The 19768-nt window shown below is 58.4% G+C and carries 19 protein-coding genes and 1 pseudogene; 6 read left to right on the plus strand and 14 right to left on the minus strand.

Features of this window, described 5'->3' with window-relative positions; translation table 11 throughout:
* Window positions 1–179 precede the first annotated feature (179 nt).
* Window positions 180–1070 carry a cell wall hydrolase gene (locus tag ACK83U_RS06855; protein ID WP_112610303.1) on the plus strand — a complete coding sequence of 297 codons (891 nt, stop codon included), beginning with the start codon at window positions 180–182 and terminating at the stop codon, window positions 1068–1070.
* Between the two features lie 180 nt (window positions 1071–1250).
* On the opposite strand, the gene ACK83U_RS06860 is transcribed toward ACK83U_RS06855, so the two are convergent.
* The 6 genes from ACK83U_RS06860 to ACK83U_RS06885 all read right to left on the minus strand — a co-directional run bounded on the left by ACK83U_RS06860 (window position 1251) and on the right by ACK83U_RS06885 (window position 8088).
* Window positions 1251–1673 (minus strand): DUF4864 domain-containing protein, encoded by a 423-nt coding sequence (locus tag ACK83U_RS06860; RefSeq protein WP_112610365.1) that lies wholly within the window; start codon window positions 1671–1673, stop codon window positions 1251–1253.
* 57 nt (window positions 1674–1730) lie between these two features.
* Window positions 1731–2996 carry a beta-ketoacyl-ACP synthase II gene (gene fabF, locus ACK83U_RS06865; protein WP_112610305.1) on the minus strand — a complete coding sequence of 422 codons (1266 nt, stop codon included), beginning with the start codon at window positions 2994–2996 and terminating at the stop codon, window positions 1731–1733.
* Between the two features lie 17 nt (window positions 2997–3013).
* On the minus strand, window positions 3014–3520 hold the full coding sequence (locus ACK83U_RS06870; protein WP_112610307.1) for a winged helix-turn-helix transcriptional regulator: 507 nt from the start codon (window positions 3518–3520) through the stop codon (window positions 3014–3016).
* A 146-nt stretch (window positions 3521–3666) separates the two neighbouring features.
* On the minus strand, window positions 3667–4257 hold the full coding sequence (locus ACK83U_RS06875; protein ID WP_112610309.1) for an NAD(P)H-dependent oxidoreductase: 591 nt from the start codon (window positions 4255–4257) through the stop codon (window positions 3667–3669).
* A 37-nt stretch (window positions 4258–4294) separates the two neighbouring features.
* Complete coding sequence (locus ACK83U_RS06880; protein ID WP_112610311.1) at window positions 4295–6196, minus strand: ABC transporter ATP-binding protein; 1902 nt, start codon at window positions 6194–6196, stop codon at window positions 4295–4297.
* A 2-nt stretch (window positions 6197–6198) separates the two neighbouring features.
* Entirely contained in the window at window positions 6199–8088 is a 1890-nt protein-coding gene (locus tag ACK83U_RS06885) for an ABC transporter ATP-binding protein (RefSeq protein WP_112610313.1), read from the minus strand.
* A 227-nt stretch (window positions 8089–8315) separates the two neighbouring features.
* On the opposite strand from ACK83U_RS06885, the gene ACK83U_RS06890 reads away from it, so the two are divergent.
* Window positions 8316–8972, plus strand: coding sequence for a dihydrofolate reductase family protein (locus ACK83U_RS06890; protein ID WP_112610315.1), 657 nt, complete (start codon window positions 8316–8318; stop codon window positions 8970–8972).
* A 55-nt stretch (window positions 8973–9027) separates the two neighbouring features.
* On the opposite strand, the pseudogene ACK83U_RS06895 reads toward ACK83U_RS06890, so the two are convergent.
* Window positions 9028–9953, minus strand: a pseudogene (locus tag ACK83U_RS06895) (LysR family transcriptional regulator).
* 55 nt (window positions 9954–10008) lie between these two features.
* Here ACK83U_RS06895 and ACK83U_RS06900 point away from each other — a divergent pair.
* Entirely contained in the window at window positions 10009–10236 is a 228-nt protein-coding gene (locus ACK83U_RS06900; RefSeq protein ID WP_246712207.1) for a DUF1127 domain-containing protein, read from the plus strand.
* A gap of 15 nt (window positions 10237–10251) precedes the next feature.
* Here the strand turns inward: ACK83U_RS06900 and ACK83U_RS06905 are convergent, their stop codons facing one another.
* The gene (locus tag ACK83U_RS06905) at window positions 10252–10500 is read right to left on the minus strand and encodes a hypothetical protein (protein ID WP_162708081.1); all 249 of its coding nucleotides are present in this window, start codon (window positions 10498–10500) and stop codon (window positions 10252–10254) included.
* Between the two features lie 5 nt (window positions 10501–10505).
* On the opposite strand from ACK83U_RS06905, the gene ACK83U_RS06910 reads away from it, so the two are divergent.
* Window positions 10506–11357 carry a D-alanyl-D-alanine carboxypeptidase family protein gene (locus ACK83U_RS06910; protein ID WP_112610323.1) on the plus strand — a complete coding sequence of 284 codons (852 nt, stop codon included), beginning with the start codon at window positions 10506–10508 and terminating at the stop codon, window positions 11355–11357.
* A 364-nt stretch (window positions 11358–11721) separates the two neighbouring features.
* On the opposite strand, the gene ACK83U_RS06915 is transcribed toward ACK83U_RS06910, so the two are convergent.
* The 6 genes from ACK83U_RS06915 to metG all read right to left on the minus strand — a co-directional run bounded on the left by ACK83U_RS06915 (window position 11722) and on the right by metG (window position 17660).
* Window positions 11722–13149, minus strand: coding sequence for an ISNCY family transposase (locus ACK83U_RS06915; protein ID WP_112611539.1), 1428 nt, complete (start codon window positions 13147–13149; stop codon window positions 11722–11724).
* A 220-nt stretch (window positions 13150–13369) separates the two neighbouring features.
* The gene (locus ACK83U_RS06920) at window positions 13370–13849 is read right to left on the minus strand and encodes an SRPBCC family protein (protein ID WP_112602620.1); all 480 of its coding nucleotides are present in this window, start codon (window positions 13847–13849) and stop codon (window positions 13370–13372) included.
* 146 nt (window positions 13850–13995) lie between these two features.
* Window positions 13996–14487: a YbaK/EbsC family protein gene (locus ACK83U_RS06925; RefSeq protein WP_112602621.1), complete on the minus strand. Its 492-nt coding sequence runs from the start codon at window positions 14485–14487 to the stop codon at window positions 13996–13998.
* Window positions 14484–15311 carry an MBL fold metallo-hydrolase gene (locus tag ACK83U_RS06930; protein ID WP_112413779.1) on the minus strand — a complete coding sequence of 276 codons (828 nt, stop codon included), beginning with the start codon at window positions 15309–15311 and terminating at the stop codon, window positions 14484–14486. The genes ACK83U_RS06925 and ACK83U_RS06930 overlap by 4 nt, the downstream gene beginning before the upstream one ends.
* Window positions 15312–15315: 4 nt before the next feature.
* The gene (locus ACK83U_RS06935; RefSeq protein ID WP_112602622.1) at window positions 15316–16098 is read right to left on the minus strand and encodes a TatD family hydrolase; all 783 of its coding nucleotides are present in this window, start codon (window positions 16096–16098) and stop codon (window positions 15316–15318) included.
* Between the two features lie 8 nt (window positions 16099–16106).
* Window positions 16107–17660: a methionine--tRNA ligase gene (gene metG / locus ACK83U_RS06940; protein ID WP_112338938.1), complete on the minus strand. Its 1554-nt coding sequence runs from the start codon at window positions 17658–17660 to the stop codon at window positions 16107–16109.
* A 208-nt stretch (window positions 17661–17868) separates the two neighbouring features.
* Between metG and ACK83U_RS06945 the strand changes: the two genes are divergently transcribed.
* Both ACK83U_RS06945 and ACK83U_RS06950 read left to right on the plus strand, forming a co-directional pair.
* Complete coding sequence (locus tag ACK83U_RS06945; RefSeq protein ID WP_183710096.1) at window positions 17869–18708, plus strand: sulfite exporter TauE/SafE family protein; 840 nt, start codon at window positions 17869–17871, stop codon at window positions 18706–18708.
* Window positions 18709–18831: 123 nt separating this feature from the next.
* Window positions 18832–19752 (plus strand): LysR family transcriptional regulator, encoded by a 921-nt coding sequence (locus ACK83U_RS06950; RefSeq protein WP_112602623.1) that lies wholly within the window; start codon window positions 18832–18834, stop codon window positions 19750–19752.
* The last annotated feature ends 16 nt before the right edge of the window (window positions 19753–19768 follow it).

Genomic DNA, 19768 nt, shown 5'->3' on the forward strand with positions numbered 1-19768 from the left:
CTCGGCGACAATAAACCATTGGGAAAAATAGCGAATCGGAATAAACGGTCCATCCGCCTTTGAAAAACGTCATTGGCAGATTTGATTGCGTGGCCGCTTGGAATTTTGAAAAAATCCGGCTAAAACGCATTCTCTTAATCGATAAGGGCTGTACTACCGAAAATAGGAGGCACTTGCCGTTGAGGGCGCAACGCAAATTCGGGGCATGTCTTTCGGGGCTATTGGTTGTCGGTTTGGCCGCTACGGGCTGCACGACGACGCAGAAGACAACCCCCACCCCCAGCAATACTACCAAGCCCATTCGTGGCGCTAAAGTAACGTACAATTACACGACGAAGGACAAGGACTGTCTCGAACGTGCAATGTACTTCGAATCAGAGCGTTCCGACCCGAGCGGTTACATGGCTGTCGGTACGGTCGTAATGAACCGGCTGACCTCCGGTGCTTATCCACCCACGATATGCGGCGTCGTTGCCCAGGAAAAGCAGTTTGCTCCAGGCGTGATGACCAGGGAAGTCAAGGATCAGGCAAAGCCCGATCTTGAAGTCGCTGCCTCGAAGATCCTGCGCGGCGAACGGCATCCCCAGGTGAAGGACGCGATGTTCTTTCATACCGAAGGCCTGAGATTCCCATACGATAATATGCACTACGTCGCTTATGCTGGCGGCAACGCGTTCTATGAGAAGCGTGGTCGCGATGGCGAATTGCAGACGCCTGCGCCGCTTCCGGCCTATGAGGTTGCGATGAATTACGTGCCCGCGCAGGGCGCGCCGCAATCTCCGTTTGTCCTGCCGGAAACGCAGCCTGCGTCCATGACGTCTGCCGTAGCAGCCTTCACGCCGGTCTCGAATCCGACGGTGACCATGCCGCAGAGTGCCGTCGTCATCCCGACTGCGGTTCCGATCCCGACGCCCGCACCTACGGACATGGCAATTTCAGGACCGCTCTCGAGCGGCGAGACCACATACACGAATACGCCTATGCCGGCTTCGACAGTTGTGATTCCGCAGCCGCGGCCGGAATTCGAAGGCAACACGCCCGCAGGAAACGCGCTTAGAGTTCGCGGTTAATAAGATCAGGCCCATGCTTTATGACAGCGCGCCTCTTGTTTAGAGGTGCGCTGTTTGCATTTTGTGGCCAGCGATGCCTTAGAGCAGTTCCAGCAAAAGTGCGAAGCGATTTTGCGTCCGGAACTGCGTAAAAACAAAAAGATAGAGCGTTTTCGCGATTCGAATAAAAGCGGAAATGCTCTAAATGCCCTCACTTGCCGTTTTGGCAAGAATTTGCACGCCGTTGATCTTATAACTGCCGTCCGGCTGACGAGTTATCTGGTAGATCGCCGTCCAGTCCTTGTCATCGGTAGCTGTGATCAACACCTCCTGATAGACGACTGCGCCATTGTCGATCGCGCGGCTTTTGCCGAAGGCATAGTTGCCGGGATGATAGACCGGCAGGTAGTTCTTCCTCACCATGGCGAAGAAGCTGTCCTTGTCGGGAAAGAGCGCCTTGATGCCAGGTGCGGCGAAGGAATAGGCCGTTGCTGCATCATCGTGCAGAAAAGCTTCGATCTGCTGCTCAATAAGGCTCTGCGCCGTTTGCACCGGATCTTCCGCGTAAGCGACCGGTGCAAAGGCAACGCAGAAGAGAAAAACGGCGAAAGAAAAAGCGCGCATGTCCATCCCCAGCCATATGGAGAAAGCTTAGCGCGCTTTGATCGCAAGCAGAAGCGATTACTGCCAGCGGCGGAAGAGGGCGCTGGCGTTGACGCCGCCGAAACCGAAACCATTGGAGATTGCGTAGTCCATGGCCATCGGTCGCGCCGTGCCGCCGACAATATCGATGCCCTCGGCCGCCGGATCCGGATCCTGCAGATTGCGCGTCGGCGGCGCGATCTGGTCCCGCAGCGCCATGATGGTGAAGATCGCTTCCATGCCGCCGGCCGCGCCCAGAAGGTGGCCAGTCGCCGCCTTCGTGCCACTGACGGCAATCGCACCCTCGCGGCCGAAGACGGTCTTAATTGCTTCCATCTCGCCGCGGTCACCGACTTGGGTCGATGTCGCGTGCGCATTCAGGTGTTTGACCTCGGCAGGCGAAATCCGTGCTTGGGCGAGGGCAGCGAGCATAGCCCGGCGTGCGCCATCGCCGTCTTCCGGCCCTGCCGTCATGTGATAGGCATCAGCGGCGGTGCCATAGCCGACAAGCTCGGCAAGCGGCGTGGCACCACGCGCAAGGGCATGCTCCAATGTCTCAATGACAAGCATTCCCGCGCCTTCACCCATGACGAAGCCGTCACGGCCACTGTCGAAGGGACGAGAGGCTTCCTCGGGGCGATTGCTGAAACCTGTCGAAAGCGCGCGCGCCGCAGCAAAGCCGCCAAGGCTGACCTTGTCGATGCAGGCTTCCGCTCCGCCGCAGATGGCAACATCGGCCTCTCCGGAGCGGATCAGCCGCGCCGCATCGCCGATTGCCTGCACGCTGGCTGCACAGGCGGTGACCGGTGCACCGAGCGGTCCCTTGAAGCCATAGCGGATACTCACCAGGCCGGCGGCAAGATTGACGAGGAACGAGGGGATCGTGAAGGGCGAAAGGCGGCGCACTCCCTTCGTTTCGGCTGTGCGGACAGCATCGGCGATGGCGGGAAAGCCACCGACGCCCGATGCAATGATCGTGGCCGTCCGCTCCAGAGCGCCGACGTCAGTCGGTTGCCAGCCGGCCTGCAGGATCGCTTCCTCGGCGGCAGCCATGGCGAAGAGGATGAAGCGATCCATCTTCTTCTGGTCTTTGACGGGCACATAGCGATCGGCATCGAAGCCCGCCTCGGGATCTTCGGCGCTATCGGGAACGACGCCGCCGATCTTCGCTCCGAGATCGCCCACCATTTCTTCGGGCAACAGCCTCAGGCCTGAGCGCCCCTCGACAAGCCTCTTCCAGCTTGCATTGACACCCACGCCCAGGGGCGAAACCAGGCCCATGCCGGTGACGACGATACGATCCATCTTTTGCTCCTATTATCTCAGGCGTCGAAGCCCAGAAACCATGCTTTCATCTGGGCAATGCGTTCGTGAACCGCGTCGTCGGCGGCCGGTCCCGGCACGAGGATCGTGTCTTCGGGCTGAAAGGCGCGGCCGGTGACGCGGTCGATGAGAAGCGGGTCACGATCTTCACCGGTGTTAGCGTCGGCTAGCCGCACGGCGACTTCTTCGGCAGGCAAGTGCCGATTGCCCCAAGTGAAGAGCGCCATCAGCACAGGGAAGAAATCTCGGCCCTTGTCAGTCAAGACATATTCGTAGCGAGGCGGCCGCTCTTGATAGAGCCGCCGCTCAAACAGACCTTCATCGGTCAGATGCTTGAGCCGGCGCGTCAGAATATTGGGTGCAATTCCAAGGCTTTTCTGGAATTCATCAAACCGCCTTAACCCCTGAAGCGCATCGCGCAAGATCAGAATACTCCACCAGTCACCGACGCTTTCGAGCGCACGGGCGGCTGGGCATTTGAAACTGCTGAAGCTCGTTCTCTGCATGCGGAGGCAGATAGCACGAGTAACTATCATGATGCAAGTTACTATCGCGGAGCCAGATTTGCGCGAAGCTGGAACTCAATCTGCTGGCATGCGAGGCTAGGTGGGGATGAGCGAAATGCGCCTGGCTGCGGCCAGGCGGCAGGTTTTCAATAGGGAGGTGCCCTGCGAGCGCGCTGCCGTTTTGCTGCCTCGGTCCACCAGGCGAGATCCTCGGCAAAACGGGGAAATGCTTTCGCAAGAGCATCGCCTCCGTTCCCGGTAGGTTTGCCGTCAGCGTCCAAGGCGGCCGAGATATTGGCGACTGCGAGGGTGCTTGAGATAACGACCATTCCCATCTCGGAAAGGGTGCCATGCCAGGAGACCTCCGCGTGGGCGCCGGAAAGGCGGCCGCCGGAATAGCTGGCAATCGCCGCCGGTCGCCAAAACCACTCCTCAAGGTAATGGTCGGTCAGGTTTTTCAGGCCGGGTTGCATGCCCCAATTATATTCGCCCGTGACGAAGACGAAGGCATCGGCAGCCAGAATTTTCTCGGCAAGCTGCTCCATGGCCGAAGGAGCGGAGCCTTTGGGATATTCCTTATACATTCGGTCCAGCATCGGCAGGCCAACTGCCTTGGCGTCGATGAGCTCCACATCGTTTCCGCGCTGACGTAGGCTGGTTACGAGATAATTCGCGAGACGGATGCCGAGGCGATCCGAGCGGTAGGAACCGTAAAGAACCAGAATACTGTCGGTCATTGTTGATTATGCCCCCACAGTTTTGTGTGACCTTACTCTAGGTCTGCGACTCCGCAGGCACTGAAGCAGACGCCTCTTCCTCCGGAATATCGTCGAAGGACGCATAATTGAGGTTATAGAGTTTTGAGTAAAGCCTGCCGTTTGCCATCAGCTGATTGTGGTTGCCGCTTTCAAGCAGTTGGCCGTTTTGCAGAACGATGATGCGGTCGGCTTCGCGGATGGTGGCTAGGCGATGGGCGATGACGAGGCCGGTGCGGCCTTCGAGCAGCTTCACCAACGCCTTCTGAATCAGCATTTCGGTGTAGCTGTCGATATTCGCCGTCGCTTCGTCGAGCACGAGGATCTTGGCATCGGCCACGAGCGCGCGGGCGAAGCTGACAAGCTGGCGCTGGCCGAGCGAAAGACCGCCGCCGCGCTCGCCGAGAACAGAATCGTAGCCATCCGGAAGGCGCATGATGAACTCGTGCGCGCCGACGGCCTTGGCGGCTTCGATGACTTCTTCGCGCGTCGCCTCCGCCTTGTTGTAGCGGATGTTCTCCAGCACCGTGCCGGTGAAGAGGAACGGCTCCTGCAGCACCATGGCGATCTGGCGGCCGAGCGAATCCTGGGTGAGGGAGCGCACGTCGTGACCGCCGACCAGTACTTGGCCCTGCTGCACATCATAGAAGCGATGGATAAGCGCCATCGAACTGGATTTGCCCGAGCCCGTCGGCCCGATCAGCGCCACCGTTTCTCCTGGATTGACCCTGAAGCTGACATTCTTCAGCACAGGGTGCCTCGGATCATAGCCGAAGATCACATCGCGGAATTCCACCGAGCCGTCCATGTCGGCCGAGAGCTCGATCGCATCCGGCGCATCTTTGATGTCAACCGGAACATCAAGCACTTCGGTCAACCGCTGGCCGGAGGCCATGGCGCGCTGCATCACCGAATATTGCATGGTGAGCGAGCGGATCGGATCGAAGAAGCGCTGGATGTAGAACAGGAAGGCGACCATGATGCCGACATCAAGCCTGTGGTTCAGCACCATCGAGCCGCCGACAATGATGACGATCGCCATCGCCATGCCGGTCAGCGTATCGACGATCGGCACCATGATCTGCGCATAGCGTGCCGCCGTCAGATGCGACTGAAGATTCGTATGTGCCTTGTCATCAAAAAGAGCGAAATTGACGGATTGCCGATGCATGCCCTGGACAGCGCGTACGCCATGGATGGCCTCCGCCAGCGCCCCATTGGTGACGGAGTTGGTCTCATGCGCGTTCATGAAGGCGACACGCGCCTTCGGCAGCCAGAACAGCCGCACGATGAAGAGGATCGGCATGACGGATAGCGTCAGCAGGCCGAGCCGGAAATCGAGCGACAGCATGACGATGACTATGCCGAAAAGCAGGGCTATATCGCCGACGGAAAGCACTGAAGTTTCAAGGAATTCCTGCATCGAGTTCACGTCGCCCTGCAGGCGCGACATCAAGCGTCCGACCTCCGTCTTGTCCATGAAGGACAGAGAGACGCGCTGCAGATGCGCAAACATCGCCCGGCGGATGTCGAACAAGACTTCTTCGGCGACTTGGCCGACAAAGGTTTCTTGCACGTAGCTCGCGCCGTAATTGACAAGAATGGCCGCAGCAAAAATCGCCAGGGACAGCCAGAGTGCCGAGTAATCAATGGCACCGGGTGCCATCGCCTTGTCGATCGCATGCCGGATCACGAGCGGGATGACGATCTGCGATCCCGTGAAAAGCAGAACGGCGACGACCGAAATATAGATCTGCCGGCGGTAGGGGCTGACGAAGGCCCAGATGCGGCGGATGATCTTGCTGTCGAAGACCTTGCCAAAGATCTCTTCTTCGACGCGATGCGAGCCGACAACTGCGCGGGGAGGGCGGCGACCGTCGTCGCGCACATCGTTGCGCTCGGTTTCGGTGATTTCCGACATTGTCATACCTCCCTCTTTGCTCTTTCGAGCACGTCGCCCGATGTCCTGACGACATCGTCCTCCGGGCGAACCTGCAGATCGTAGAGCGCCTTGTAACGGCCAGCGGCGGCCAAAAGCTGCTCATGCGTGCCGCGCTCGACGATCTCGCCATCCTCGATGAAAAGGATCTGGTCGGCATGCATCAGCGAGCTCAGTCGATGGGCGACGATCAGAGTCACGCGGTCGCGAGCAAAACGCTTCATGGCGCTGCGGATGCGCTGCTCCGTCGCGGCGTCGATCGCGGCGGTGGAATCGTCGAAGACCATGACGGCGGGCTTCAGCATCAATGTCCGGGCGATCGTCAGGCGCTGGCGCTGACCACCGGAAAGAGATACGCCGCGCTCGCCGACGACCGTGGTGTAGCCGGCGGGCAGGCCGAGAATGTAATTATGCAACTGCGCCGACTCTGCGGCGCGCTCGATGCGGGTTTCCTTTGCCCAAGGATCGCCATAGGCAATGTTGTTCTCGATGCTCGTCGTGAACAGGAAGGAATCCTGCTGCACGACGGCAACGTTCTGCCGCAGCGATTGCAGTGTCGTCTTGCGGATATCCTGACCGTCAAGAGTGATCCCTCCGGCCGTGACATCGTAGAAGCGTGGAATGAGATGCGCGATGGTGGACTTGCCGCTACCGGGCGGGCCGACAATGCCGATCGTTTCACCGCGTCTTGCCTCGAAACAGATATTCTTCAACACCGGGCGTTCTTCAGCGCCTGGATAGCTGAAGTCGACATTCTCGAACCGCAGCGTGCCGTCGGTCACGACGAGCGGCTTGGCGTCCGGGGCATCCTTGATGGGGATATCGAGATCGAGCAGCGCAAACAGGCGCGAGCCACAGGTCGATGCGCGGGCAAAAGCATTCACCATCAGGCCAAGCTGGCGCACCGGCATCTGCAGGATGGTCATGAAGGTCAGGAACGAGGCCAGCGTGCCGACGCTGATCTCGCCCGCAATGACCTTGAGACCACCCAGCCAAAGCACGAGCCCCATAGACGCGAAAAAGGAGAAGTTCATGGCGCTGGTGTTAACCACGCGGATGCCGACGCGCTTGTGCGCCAGCGAAAGCGCATTGTGGGAGGCGCGATCGAACTTCAGGATTTCATGCGCCTGTGCGGCAAAGGCTCGGACGACACGGATGCCGCCGAGATTTTCCTCCATGACGCGCGTCAGCACCGAGAGCCGTTCCTGTAGCTCCAGCCATGTCGAACGCAGGCGCAGCTGCGTGACGGAGGAACGCCAGGCGACGAAGGGCACGAAACTCAAGGCCAGGAGGCCAAGTGCCACATCCGTCGTAAGCAGCATATAGGCGCCGACACCGATCAGCATGGTGAGCAGCACCATGCGCACCAGCGCGGTGGAGAAATACATGCGCACGCCTTCGAGATCGAGCAGGCCGACGGTGATGAGATCACCGGAATGGACCTTATCGTGGAAGCTGAAGGAGAGCTGCTGGATCTTCTCGTAGCAGGCAAGCCGGAGCTCGTAGCCCATATGGTGGCCGACGGATTCGCTGTAATAATTCTGCACCATCGTGAACAGGCCGCGCAGAATGCTGACGACGAGCAGCAGCAAAGCGGTCGTCATCAAAGCATTTTCGGCGATCTGGCCAGCGGTACCACCAGCGACCGCTGTCTGTGTCTGATCGACCGCGCGACCGAGCAGGCGCGGGATCGTCAGCTGCAACGTTGCAGCTACGAATGTTGCCCCTATGGCGAAGCTCGTCTGCCATGGGTGGCGCAGCGTCATATGGGTGATCCGGACGATCGTCGACAGGCCTTGGCCCCACCCGACCGCATTGATATGCGCACGCGAGGCCAATGGCTTCGCCGCGCTTCTTGATGAATCGCTGCTCACGCTTTTATCCAGGCATAATTGAACGAGGCGGGCCCGCTGACGGGTTCGTATCTCAGGGAAAGTATTGATAGGATGAATTTTGCCGATTCCATGGCGACGTTCAAGAGTCAATCGGTCACAAGTGCCACGCGAACGTTAGATTGCGTGTTCAAAAAATTGCCGATGAGATGTCGGGATGGAGCTTGATGAGGCGTCCTTTGGGCACCATGCCAGAAAAGGAGAGCATCATGCGCAAGATTATCGCAGCGACATTCATCAGCCTCGACGGCGTCATGCAGGCACCCGGTGGTCCGGACGAGGATCCGACCGGCGGCTTCAAGTATGGCGGCTGGGTCTTCCCGCACTCTGACGAGGAAACCGGCAAGACGCTCTTCGAACTGTTCGAAAAGCCGTTCGATCTGCTGCTCGGCCGCAAGACATATGACATTTTCGCAGCCTATTGGCCCTATATCGACAACGACAATCCGATTGCCAATAAATTCAACAGCGTCACCAAATATGTCGCGACGCGCGGCGACGCCGAATTGAAATGGAACAAGAGCCGATCGCTCGGCAAGGATGTCGTTGCTGCAATCAGGGAACTGAAGGCGGGTGAGGGGCCGGATCTGCTGATCCAGGGCAGTGGCGATTTCATTCAGACCCTGCTCCGCCAAGGGCTGATCGACGAATACCATCTGGTGATCTTTCCGCTGGTGCTGGGCGGCGGCAAGAAGCTGTTTGCCGGCGGGGCAGTGCCTTGCGCAATGAAGCTGCTGCGCAGCAAGATCTCTCCGACCGGCGTCATCTTCGCGACCTACGAACCCGATGGGCCGGTGAAGACGGGCTCCTTTGTTGGTCAGAATCCCTCTGAAGAGGAGATGGAGCGCCGCAGGCGGCTCGAATAGGCAGCCAAGGCCGGGGCGGGACACTGTCTAGATGTCCTGCCAAGGTTTACATCGCCTATTCCGATGTTTGAAAATCACGCAGCGCTTTCATGACTTCGCGAAGACCTCTTGTGAGATGCTTGTCCCGGCGCAACACCATGCCGAGTTGCCGAACGAGCCTCGGCTTGAGTGGCGAGGTAACCAGCTGGCCCGCCTATCCCGTCTCAGAGCCATGTCGGGAAGGATGGACCATCCGAGGCCGGCGGCGACCAGTTCCTTGATGGCTTCGACACTCCCAAACTCCATGGCCGGCTCGGGGTGAACCCTGCCGGCCTCGAACCATCCATTCGTGGCGCGACGCGTGTTGCCGCCTTCGTAAAGCAGCATCGTCTTGGTTTTCATGAACTCTACATCCGGCCCGCCCTCCGGCATCACGCTTCCCTTGGGGGCTACGGCCAGAAGCTCGTCTTCATGGAATGGCTCGACTTCCAGCGAACGGCCAGAGGCGGGCAGGGCAACGACCGCGAGGTCCAACGCATTGGCTTCGAGATCACGCAGAATCTCCTCGATATTGCCGACACGGACGATGATCTCGAGATCGGGCATGCGCTTCTTTGCTATGGCGATGGCGCGGGGCAGCAGATGAATCGAAGCGGTGCCGCCGCTGCCGATTCGCACGCGTCCGACCGATCCCTCTCGAAAAGGCGTCATCGACTCCTCTGCGATCGAGCAGGCTTCGATGATGCGGCGGGCATGCGCAAGCAAATCAAGCCCGGCCGGCGAGGGCTGCGCCCGCCTGCCGACGCGCTCGATCAGCTTTACGCCGAGACGCTGTTCCAGCAGTTTCACCTGCAGGCTGACAGCCGGTTGTGTGAGCCCGGCCTTATCGGCAGCGGCTGTAAAGCTTCCGAGATCGACAACACTGACAAAGGCGGCTAGCTGATCCAGGCTGAGCAAAAAGAATTCCTTATGGTTTGTATAAATATCATAAGCTTCATTCATTGTCAGCGCCAGTGCATCCTAAGCTCATGTTCAAATGAGCCTGAGGAGCAGGAAAATGACGACCGATATCAACAGACCGATGCAAGCAGCGGCCGCCGTTGCAGGTAGAGGTCGGCGAACGCGAGAATTGTGGCGAAAAGCGCTGGAGAGATTCCTGACCTATCTTGAAAAGCGCGAGACGAGATGGAACCTGCGCGAGCTGACCGATGACCAGCTTCGAGACATTGGCATGACGCGCGCCGAGGCTAGGACCGAAGTCAATAAGTCATGGTTCTGGGGATAGGGCGCTTGAGGGCGTTCAAACCATCGGCGCGCGGGTTGGAATAGCGGTATCTTGCAGCGATTGCCGGCGGAAAGCGGTTGAAAGCTTGGCATTTGGGCGAGGGCGGGCAAAATGGTCTGGGGAGTATTTTCCGATCGTCCTTTTTTCATCCCATTGTTCTTTTTTCCGCCACAGATTTGCCCGATCCATTCCGCTCGAAAGCAGGCAGCCGGTTTCCTCGGTGATCTGCTGTTTCGCCCGGAACATCAAAGTACGAGACCGCAAAATCCATGCTCAAGACAAAATCCCTGCTCCTCGCCGCGGCGATTTCGACCCTATCGCTTCTCGGTGCAGCTTCGGCAGCGGAGGCCGGGCAGGCGAGTTATCTCGTGGATGCGCATAGCGGCCAAGTGCTGGAAGCATCGAACGAGAACGAGCTGAATTATCCGGCCTCGCTCACCAAGATGATGACGCTTTATCTCGCCTTCGAAGCGCTGCATGACGGTCGCCTGAAATGGGATCAGAAGCTGACCATGTCGGAGAATGCGGAGAGCAAGGAGCCCTTCAAATTCGCGATCGGTGCAGGCCGCAAGGTCACGACGCGCGAGGCTGTCGAAGGCATCGTCGTCCTGTCGGCCAATGATGCGGCTGTCGCGATTGCCGAGCAGCTTGGTGGCTCGGAGGAGAGCTTCGGCAAGATCATGACTGCGAAGGCGCACCAGCTTGGCATGAGCAAGACCGTCTTCAAGAATCCGTCAGGTTTGCCGGATCCGGAACAGGTCACGACCGCGCACGACATGGCAACGCTGGGCGTTGCGCTCATGCGCGACTTTCCGGAAGAGTTCAAACTTTTCTCGCTTCGCGGCATGAAGTTCCGCGGCATGAAGCTGCGGGGCCACAACAATCTGATGTATCGATACGCAGGCGCCGATGGCATCAAGACCGGTTATACCGATGCCTCCGGCTACAATCTCGTGACGTCAGCCTCGAAAAACGGCCGCCGCGTAGTCGGCGTCGTGATGGGCGAAAAGACGGCGCAAATTCGCGACGACAAGATGGCGAGCCTTCTTGACGCTTATGTGCCGACAGCGACCGTCGCTACCGGTTCGACAGTGACGGTTAAACAGAGCACCACCAACTGATTTTGGCGCATCGAGGGAGGAGGAAGACGCCGTCGATCGGCGAGGGTGAGTTGCTGACAGCAGTGGGACATGCCAAAACCTCCAAAGTGAAGCCATTGAAAATCATTGGCATGTCGCACTTTAAAATAGAATGTACCCGTAAACCACATACTGTCACGGCTATTTAGAGATGAGACAAAGTAATCAATTTAGAAACGCGACACAATAATATCTGTTATTACTTCATTTGCAAGATTCTATAGATATGGATGCGCAGCTGTGAGCCGCCGGCCGGGTGAAGCTGGCTGGGGTTGCGTAGCCCGGTCGGCGGCGGATGGCTCTGGCGCAATCATATACTTTAGCTTTCTCAACCGGATCGCTTCCATCACTCTGCCGCGTCCCGGGTCGCCAATGCTTGTCGCCGTCGGGCGATGACGATGGGATCCTTCGTAAAATCCGTCTTCCGTCCAGGCTTGGCACCACGTGTCTGATAGCCGTTGCTCTTGCTGCCATCGGGAATGCCAAACATATGATCCGTCTGGCCAGTGCGACGAGGGCCGCTCTTGCTGCGCTGCTGCTGGCGCCCAGCCTGCAGCTCAGCGACGATCGACAGCATGTCATCCAGCCGTTTGTTCTCAACCACGTCCGCTCGGTGCACCGACCGCAACGTGTCGAAGGTTTTGTAGGGCAGGGAGACCCCATCGTGCGTGATCTCGAGGCGTCCGTCAGGATAGTCGCAAACGACCATCTTCTTGCCCGCTAGCGCCGTCGCGCGCTCTGTCGGATCGAGAATGAACATCACCTTGTCGTAGCGCAACGTCAAGGAATGCGACAGCTTGCGAACTTCCTTGCGGCACATGGCACCATCGAGGTTCTCGTGATCGGCCAGCGGCCGATGCATGTCCTTCGGATTGCGTGCGGGCTTGCCAAACCGAGCATTAAAGTCCGCCATGAACTCTGGCGCATAGGCGTTAGCCGCCTCGATCGTATCGATACCGCGCAGCCGCAACTCCTTCACCAACCGATCCTGCAGCGTCTGATTGGCGCGTTCCACACGGCCTTTGGCTTGTGGAGTGTTCGCACAAATAATGTCGATGTTCAGCTCGTAAAGCGCCCGACCGAATTGCGTCAGGCCGCTCGTGCGGTCCTTCAGTGAGGCATGCGCGCTACGGAAAACACCGTGCTTGTCGCTATAGAATGCAATCGGCTTGCCCCATTGCTGCAAATAGGCCTTCGTCGCATGCAGATAATCAAAGGTATTCTCAGACGCCGCAAAGCGCAGATGCAAGAGCTTGCCAGTGGCGTCATCAATGTAGACGAGCAGGGCGCATTTGCGGCCACGCTCTTCAAACCACCAGTGATGCGAACCATCGATCTGGACAAGCTCACCAAAACAATCACGCCGGCCACGCGGCTGAAAGACCCGCTTCTTGCGCTCGCGGCGTGACACCCAGATGCCGGCTTCGATCATCCATTGACGCAGCGTCTCCTTGCTGACCGATATCCGATGGCGCTCAAGTAGCTTCTCCGCCGCCAAGGTCGGCCCGAAGTCCGCGTAATGCTCACGCACCAGGTCGAGAGCCAGGTTGCGGAAATCCTCGCTGTGGCGCCGGTTGCTCGGACGACCGCGCTTCTTCGACCTCAGACCGTCGGCTCCGTCCTGGTCATAGGCTTGCAGAAGCCGATGCACCTGGCCGCGGCTGAGCCCCAACAACTCAGCAGCCCGAACCACCGTCAGGCTGCCTCGGCGAACTTCGCAAATACGTTCTAGGCGATGCAATTCCTTCTGCGACATGACAATCAAACAAGACATGACGACTCCGAACACAGATGGCCTCAGCCACGTTGCACGTCGCTAATCTTGCTCCCCAATCCTGACGTTCGACCAGCATCCCGAGAGGCGACGAGTGTCGCATCTCTAACTGGCCTATGTGTCGCATCTCTAAAATGCCGCTACACATACTTATCAGATAAGATAGATTATGGAACTAAAGCTGATATCAATACCACAATGAGTTCGACATTTTTCGATTTTATTCCAGATGGTTGGCCAGATTTTCGAGAGTCGATTTCAGTCCCTCGTCATGATCTTCTCTGCTGATGCCGTAAGGCACGTTCTCGCAAACTACGGTGACCCTTGTGCCGGTCTGAACTTCTGTCAAGGACCAGCTTATGGTCATCGTCCCGCCGAATGCGGCGTCCTCGGATTCGAAATCCACCGCCTGAACGATGCGTTCATACGCCACGATCTCGATGAACTGACCAGAGATAATGTCGGTATGCTCGGAGGATTTTCCAGATGTCGAATGATCCGGTGCATCATAGAATAGCACCATTCGATAACTGCCGCCTTTATGCGGTTCGAAGACCTGGATGCGGCACGTCATGCCTTTCGGCGGAAGCCATGAGGCCAGTGCTTCGGGATCGAGGAAAGCTCTGAAGATCGCGTGTGGCGTCGCACGAATTATCCGGGAAGCCGTATCGGTCCTTTTGCCGTCCGAAGCCTCGCCCATCGGATCCTCCCTGTGGCACCACCGCCCGGCTGCATTCGTTATTCTTAGAGCATTTCCGCTTTTCTTCGAATCGCGAAAGCGCTCTATCTTCTTGTTTTTACGCAGTTCCAGACGCAAAACCGCTTCGCACTTTTGCTGGAACTGCTCTAGTTCGCTTTGATGCGGATCACCCTAGCCGCAATCTTCTCGGTCAGCGTCGTTGGGTTGCAGGAGAAAATGCTGTCCGGACGCCCGGCCGCGCACCAGGCCTGATCATAAGCCAAAAGGCTCTCGTCCATAAAGACAGGCAGATCGACCAAATGGCCGATGGGTGCGACGCCGCCGATGGCAAAGCCGGTTTCGTCGCGAACGCGATCGATATCCGCGCGCTTCAGCCGAACGCCATAAGCCATTGCAATATAAGCGGTGTCGGCATTATGGGCGCCAGAAACAAGAAGCAGCGTCAGTGCCTGCGTATCGGCATTGACGAAGACCAGAGATTTCACGATCTGGCCGACGGCGCATCCTACGGCCTTGGCAGCTTCTTCGGCGGTCCGCGTCGATTGCTCCATGCGCTTGATCGAGATGTCGAGCCCCAGCGCGCGCGCTGCAAGTTCGACGCGCTCCAGGCTGGAAAGCTTCCTGATATCTTCGCTCATAGCTCATCATCCTCCACGTCGAGTTCGATCTGCATCTGATCGTAGGCCGGCTCGACATGATCGGGCGTTTCAGCCAGTACGGTTTCATAATCGAGCGGCGTATGCATGTGGGTCAAGATGGCGTGTTTCGGCGCCAAGCGTTCGATCCATTCGAGCGATTGCTCCAACGACAGATGGCTTGGATGCGGCCGATACTGCAACGCGTCGATGATCAGAATGTCGAGGTTCTGAACTCTTTCTATCGATTCCGGCGGGAAGTCGCTGATATCGCTGCAATAAGCGAGTTTGCCGATACGGAAGCCCAACGAATGGATATCGCCATGTACCTGCTTGTGCGGCCAGAAGCGAATCGGACCGCCTGCCCCATCGATCACGAAACTTTTCTCGAGATTTTCGATCAGCACAGGCCGCACGATCGGTGGATAGCTGCTGCCGGCAGGCGTTTCCAGGCAGTAGCGAAAGCCTTCGCGAATGCGGTCCATCGTCGGCGGATCGGCATAGATCGGGATGCGCTCGTTCGAGATATGGAAATAGCCGCGCAGATCATCGATGCCGTGAATATGGTCGGCATGGGCATGGGTATAGAGAACTGCGTCGATGAAGCTGACGCCGGCATGGATCATCTGTTCGCGAAAATCCGGACCGGTATCGATGACGACGGTGGTAATGCCGCCATCGGGTGCGATCTGCTCGATGAGAAAGGCAGCGCGCGTGCGGCGGTTTTTTGCGTTTTTCGGATCGCAGGCCCCCCAATCGCCGGTAATACGCGGAACACCCGGCGACGATGAACAGCCCAAAATGGTGAAGCGTCGCCGGTATGTCACGACGTCAGACCCTCGTCATTTTGGAGAAGCAGCGGAAGGCGTTTTCGGTCGTGATGTCGGCGATCTCGTCCATGCTGACACCGATCGTATCGGCCAGCACTTCGGCAGTGTTGATGACATAGGATGGCTCATTGCGTTTTCCCCGCCAGCGCTTCGGCGCGAGATATGGCGCATCCGTTTCGACCAGCAGACGATCGTGTGGGACAGTCTTGGCGATCTCGCGCAGCTCTTCCGATTTCGGAAAGGTCAGGATGCCGGAAAAGGAAATATAGCCGCCGAGCTCGACGCCAGTCTGCGCAAGGGCAGGGCCGGCGGAGAAGCAGTGGAGGATAAAGGGGAAAGCCCCCTTCCCTGTTTCCTCCGTCAGGATCGCGGCCATGTCCTCGTCGGCGCTGCGGCTGTGGATGACGAGCGGCAGCTGCGTTTCGCGCGCAGCAGCGATATGGCGCAGGAAGCCGGTCTTCTGGTCTTCCGGTTTGACGGTGTCGTAGAAGTAATCGAGACCGGCTTCACCGATCGCGACGATCTTCTCATGCTGGTTTGCCAACCGCACGAGATCTTCCGTATGGATATCAAGCTCCTGATCGGCGCTGTTCGGATGAGTGCCGACCGAGCAGAAAACTGACGGATAACGCTCGGTAAGAGCAAGCAATCCGTCGAGCTTCCTGACCTTTGTCGAAATGGTGACCATCTGCTTGACGCCCATCTCGTGAGCGCGAGCGACGATCGCGTCGCGCTCCTCTTCGAAGTCGGCAAAATCCAGATGGCAGTGCGTGTCGATCAGCATGGAAAACCTTATTCGGCAGTCGGCGCGACATAGCGCGGGAAGACCGGCTTTGGTGCCTCCAGCGGCGTTCCGGCAACGAGGCGGCCGGCCTCGCCGAGGGCTGCGAAATCGCGCTTGTCGGCTGGGATGGCGATGAGATCCAAGAGCTTACCCGAGGATTCCGGCATGAAGGGCTGCAGGAGAATGCCGATCTGACGCACGACATCGGCCGTGACATACAGCACGGTTGCCATGCGCGCCGGATCGGTCTTCTTCAGCGCCCAGGGCTCCTGGCTCGCGAAATAGCGGTCGGTTTCGGAAACCACCGCGATGATGGAAGCGAGAGCGCGATGGATCAGCTGCTTGCCCATGTCTTCGCGGGTCGAGGCAAGCAACGCGTCGGCCTGAGCCAAAAGCGCCTTGTCTTCATCCGTCAGCGGACCGCATTCAGGAATCTGTCCGTCGCAGTTCTTCACGATCATCGACAGCGAGCGGCTGGCGAGATTGCCAATGCCATTGGCGAGGTCGGAATTGATGCGCGTGCCGATCGCTTCTTCGCTGTAGCTGCCGTCCTGGCCGAAGGAGACTTCGCGCAGAAAGAAGTAGCGCACCTGGTCGAGGCCGAAATGGTTCACCAGATTGACCGGATCGACGACGTTACCGAGCGACTTCGACATCTTCTCGCCCTTGTTGAGCAGGAAGCCGTGGGCATAGACACGCTTCGGCAGCGGCAGCTTCGCTGACATCAGAAAGGCTGGCCAGTAGACGGCGTGGAAGCGAATGATGTCCTTGCCGATGATATGAAGATCGGCAGGCCAGTATTTCGCCCTCGGATTGTTCCTATCCTCGATGTAGCCGGTCGCCGTGATATAGTTCGTCAGAGCGTCGACCCAGACATACATGACGTGCGAGGGATCGTTGGGCACCTTGATACCCCAATCGAAAGTCGTGCGGGAAATCGATAGATCCTTCAGGCCGGACTTGACGAAGGAAATGACTTCGTTGCGGCGTTCGGCCGGACCGATGAAATCCGGGTTCTCTTCGTAAAGCTTCAGCAGCCGGTCCTGGTATTCGGAGAGCTTGAAGAAGTAGCTTGCCTCCTCCACCCACTCGACCGGCGTGCCTTGCGGCCCGTAGCGCACGCCATCGGCGCGCAGCTCGGTTTCGTTTTCCTGGTAATAGGCTTCGTCACGCACGGAATACCAGCCGGCATAGGAATCCTTGTAGATGTCGCCGGCATCGGCCATCAGGTTCCAGATGTTCTGCGAGGTCTCGTGGTGGCGCGGCTGCGTCGTGCGGATGAAATCGTCATTCGACGCGTTCAGCAACTTGCCCATCGCCTGGAATTCATCGGAATTGCGATTGGCGAGCTGCTGCGGTTCCATGCCTTCGGCCCGCGCCGTCTGCTGCATCTTCTGGCCATGCTCGTCCGTACCCGTCAGAAAGAAGACATCGCGGCCATCGAGGCGCTGGAAACGTGCCAGCGCATCAGTGGCGATCAACTCATAGGCATGGCCGATATGCGGCTTGCCGTTGGGATAGGCGATCGCGGTGGTGATGTAGAACGGAGTTTTTTCGGTCATGTGAGGCAGTGGCCCGCTTTTACTGTTACGTCGCTGTTATTCTTGCTCCGCTCGCTTTAGCGCATGTTTGCCATGAGCGAAACACCAAGTTTCGCGCGCAGCATTCGGAACTTCAGGATGGCGCTTTGCTTGACTCGACTCCCCCTCGCCTTTACCCCTTCGGGAGAGTGGAACGCAGGACAGACGTAGCCGTGGATTTCATCGTTTTATGTATTGGTCTGCCAAACGGCTTCAAGAGGCCGTGAATTTGAGTTTGATCGATTCCTTTCAGCCGCTTTATTCCTTTTCCGGCTTTTTCGTTGGCATGCTTGTGGGCATTACAGGGGTCGGCGGCGGCTCGCTGATGACCCCCCTGCTCGTACTTCTCTTCGGTGTCCATCCGGCAACGGCCGTTGGCACGGATCTGCTCTATGCCGCAATCACCAAGACCGCAGGAACGGCCGTGCACGGCATGCACGGACGCGTCAATTGGAAGGTTGTGAGCCTTTTGGCGTCAGGCAGCGTTCCGGCGGCGCTCGCCATGCTCTGGATCATGGCCGGCGTCAATCGCGAGAGCCCCGCCGTTGCTCATTCCATCACCCTGTCATTGGGCTGTCTTTTGCTTTTGACGGCGCTGATGCTGATTTTCCGTGGCCAGATCCTCAAGGCCATCCGCAAATGGCGCGGCGAACGCGGAACGATATCGCCGCGCAACATTGCTCTGCTCACAGTCATCCTCGGCCTTATGCTCGGTATTCTCGTCACGATGACCTCGGTCGGCGCCGGCGCGCTCGGTGTCACCGTCCTGCTGGTGCTCTATCCGCAGACGGATGTCCGCGAAATCGTCGGCTCCGACATCGTCCATGCCGTGCCGCTGACTTTGATCGGCGGCATGGGCTATTGGTTCATCGGCGAGATCAACTGGACGATGCTGTTCGCCCTGTTGGTGGGGTCGATTCCAGGTATCGTCGCCGGTAGTCTGCTCGCGCCGCGCCTGCATGAGCGGTCCGTGCGCATCATTCTTGCCGTGACGCTCGCGATCGTTGCCTGGAAGCTGATCTTACCCTAGGTCGCCCTGAACATAATGCCGGATTGACAGCCGGTACGATCATGCAGCCGCCTTGGAAGGGTTGCCGTAGCCAAAGGCGATTGATCAATTTATAAGAGGTAATGAACCTGATTTCGCCAAAAAATGGATGATCAAGGCCTTTCCCTGGATCGGATGCGGACGTTCGTCCGGGTTGTAGAACGTGGTAGTTTGTCGGCTGCTGCGCGAGAGCTTGGCCTTGGTCAATCGACGGTAACCCGCCATATCAATGAGTTGGAGGCGGCCGTGGGGGTCCCTCTTCTCGGCAGAACCACACGCCGCGTCACGCTCACCGAGGAAGGGAGCCGCTACTATGCAAACTGCCTGCAGATTCTGCGGCTTGTCGAGCAGGCCACCGAAGAAGCAAGAAATGCGCGGCGGTCGCCGGCAGGTGCCGTTCGTCTGTCCTGCACTGCTGCTCTCGGCGTCATGCACGTCACGCGGATGATTTTCGATTTTCAAGATCGATATCCGGAGATCAGGATAGATCTTAATCTTACGGATGAGCGCATCGATCTCGCTCGTGAGGGGATTGATATCGCTTTGCGTCTGGGGCCGATTGCCGATGACGCCATGAAGCTCGTTTCCATCGGAAAAAGCCATCGAAGGCTCGTGGGTTCGCCCGATTATTTTCGCCGCAAAGGGCGGCCCACACGTCCCGCCGACCTCGCGCAGCACGATAGCGTGGTAATGTCCAACATTGCCGGAAGCGATCAGCTTATTCTGTTTGATCCGGATGGGATGCGTCTGGTGGTTCCGGTGAGCGGAATGCTGCGGGTCGATCACGGCCTCGCTGCTCGCGCTGCTCTGGCGGCCGGCCGCGGCATCGGTCCCGCTCACCTCTGGCTGGTTCAGGATCTGCTCGATGCCGGTACGCTCAAAGTCCTGTTTGACGAGTACGACCTTGAGGCGGTTCCCATCAGCCTGCTCGTCGTGCCCGAACGAGCAGGCGTCGCTCGCGTGCGGTTATTGGTCGATTTTCTCGTCACCGAGTTAAAGAAGCTGCCGGGCATCGCTGTGAACTGAGAGACAGGCAATCGGC

The sequence above is a fragment of the Rhizobium sp. WW22 genome (assembly GCF_047041135.1).
GTDB lineage: Bacteria > Pseudomonadota > Alphaproteobacteria > Rhizobiales > Rhizobiaceae > Rhizobium.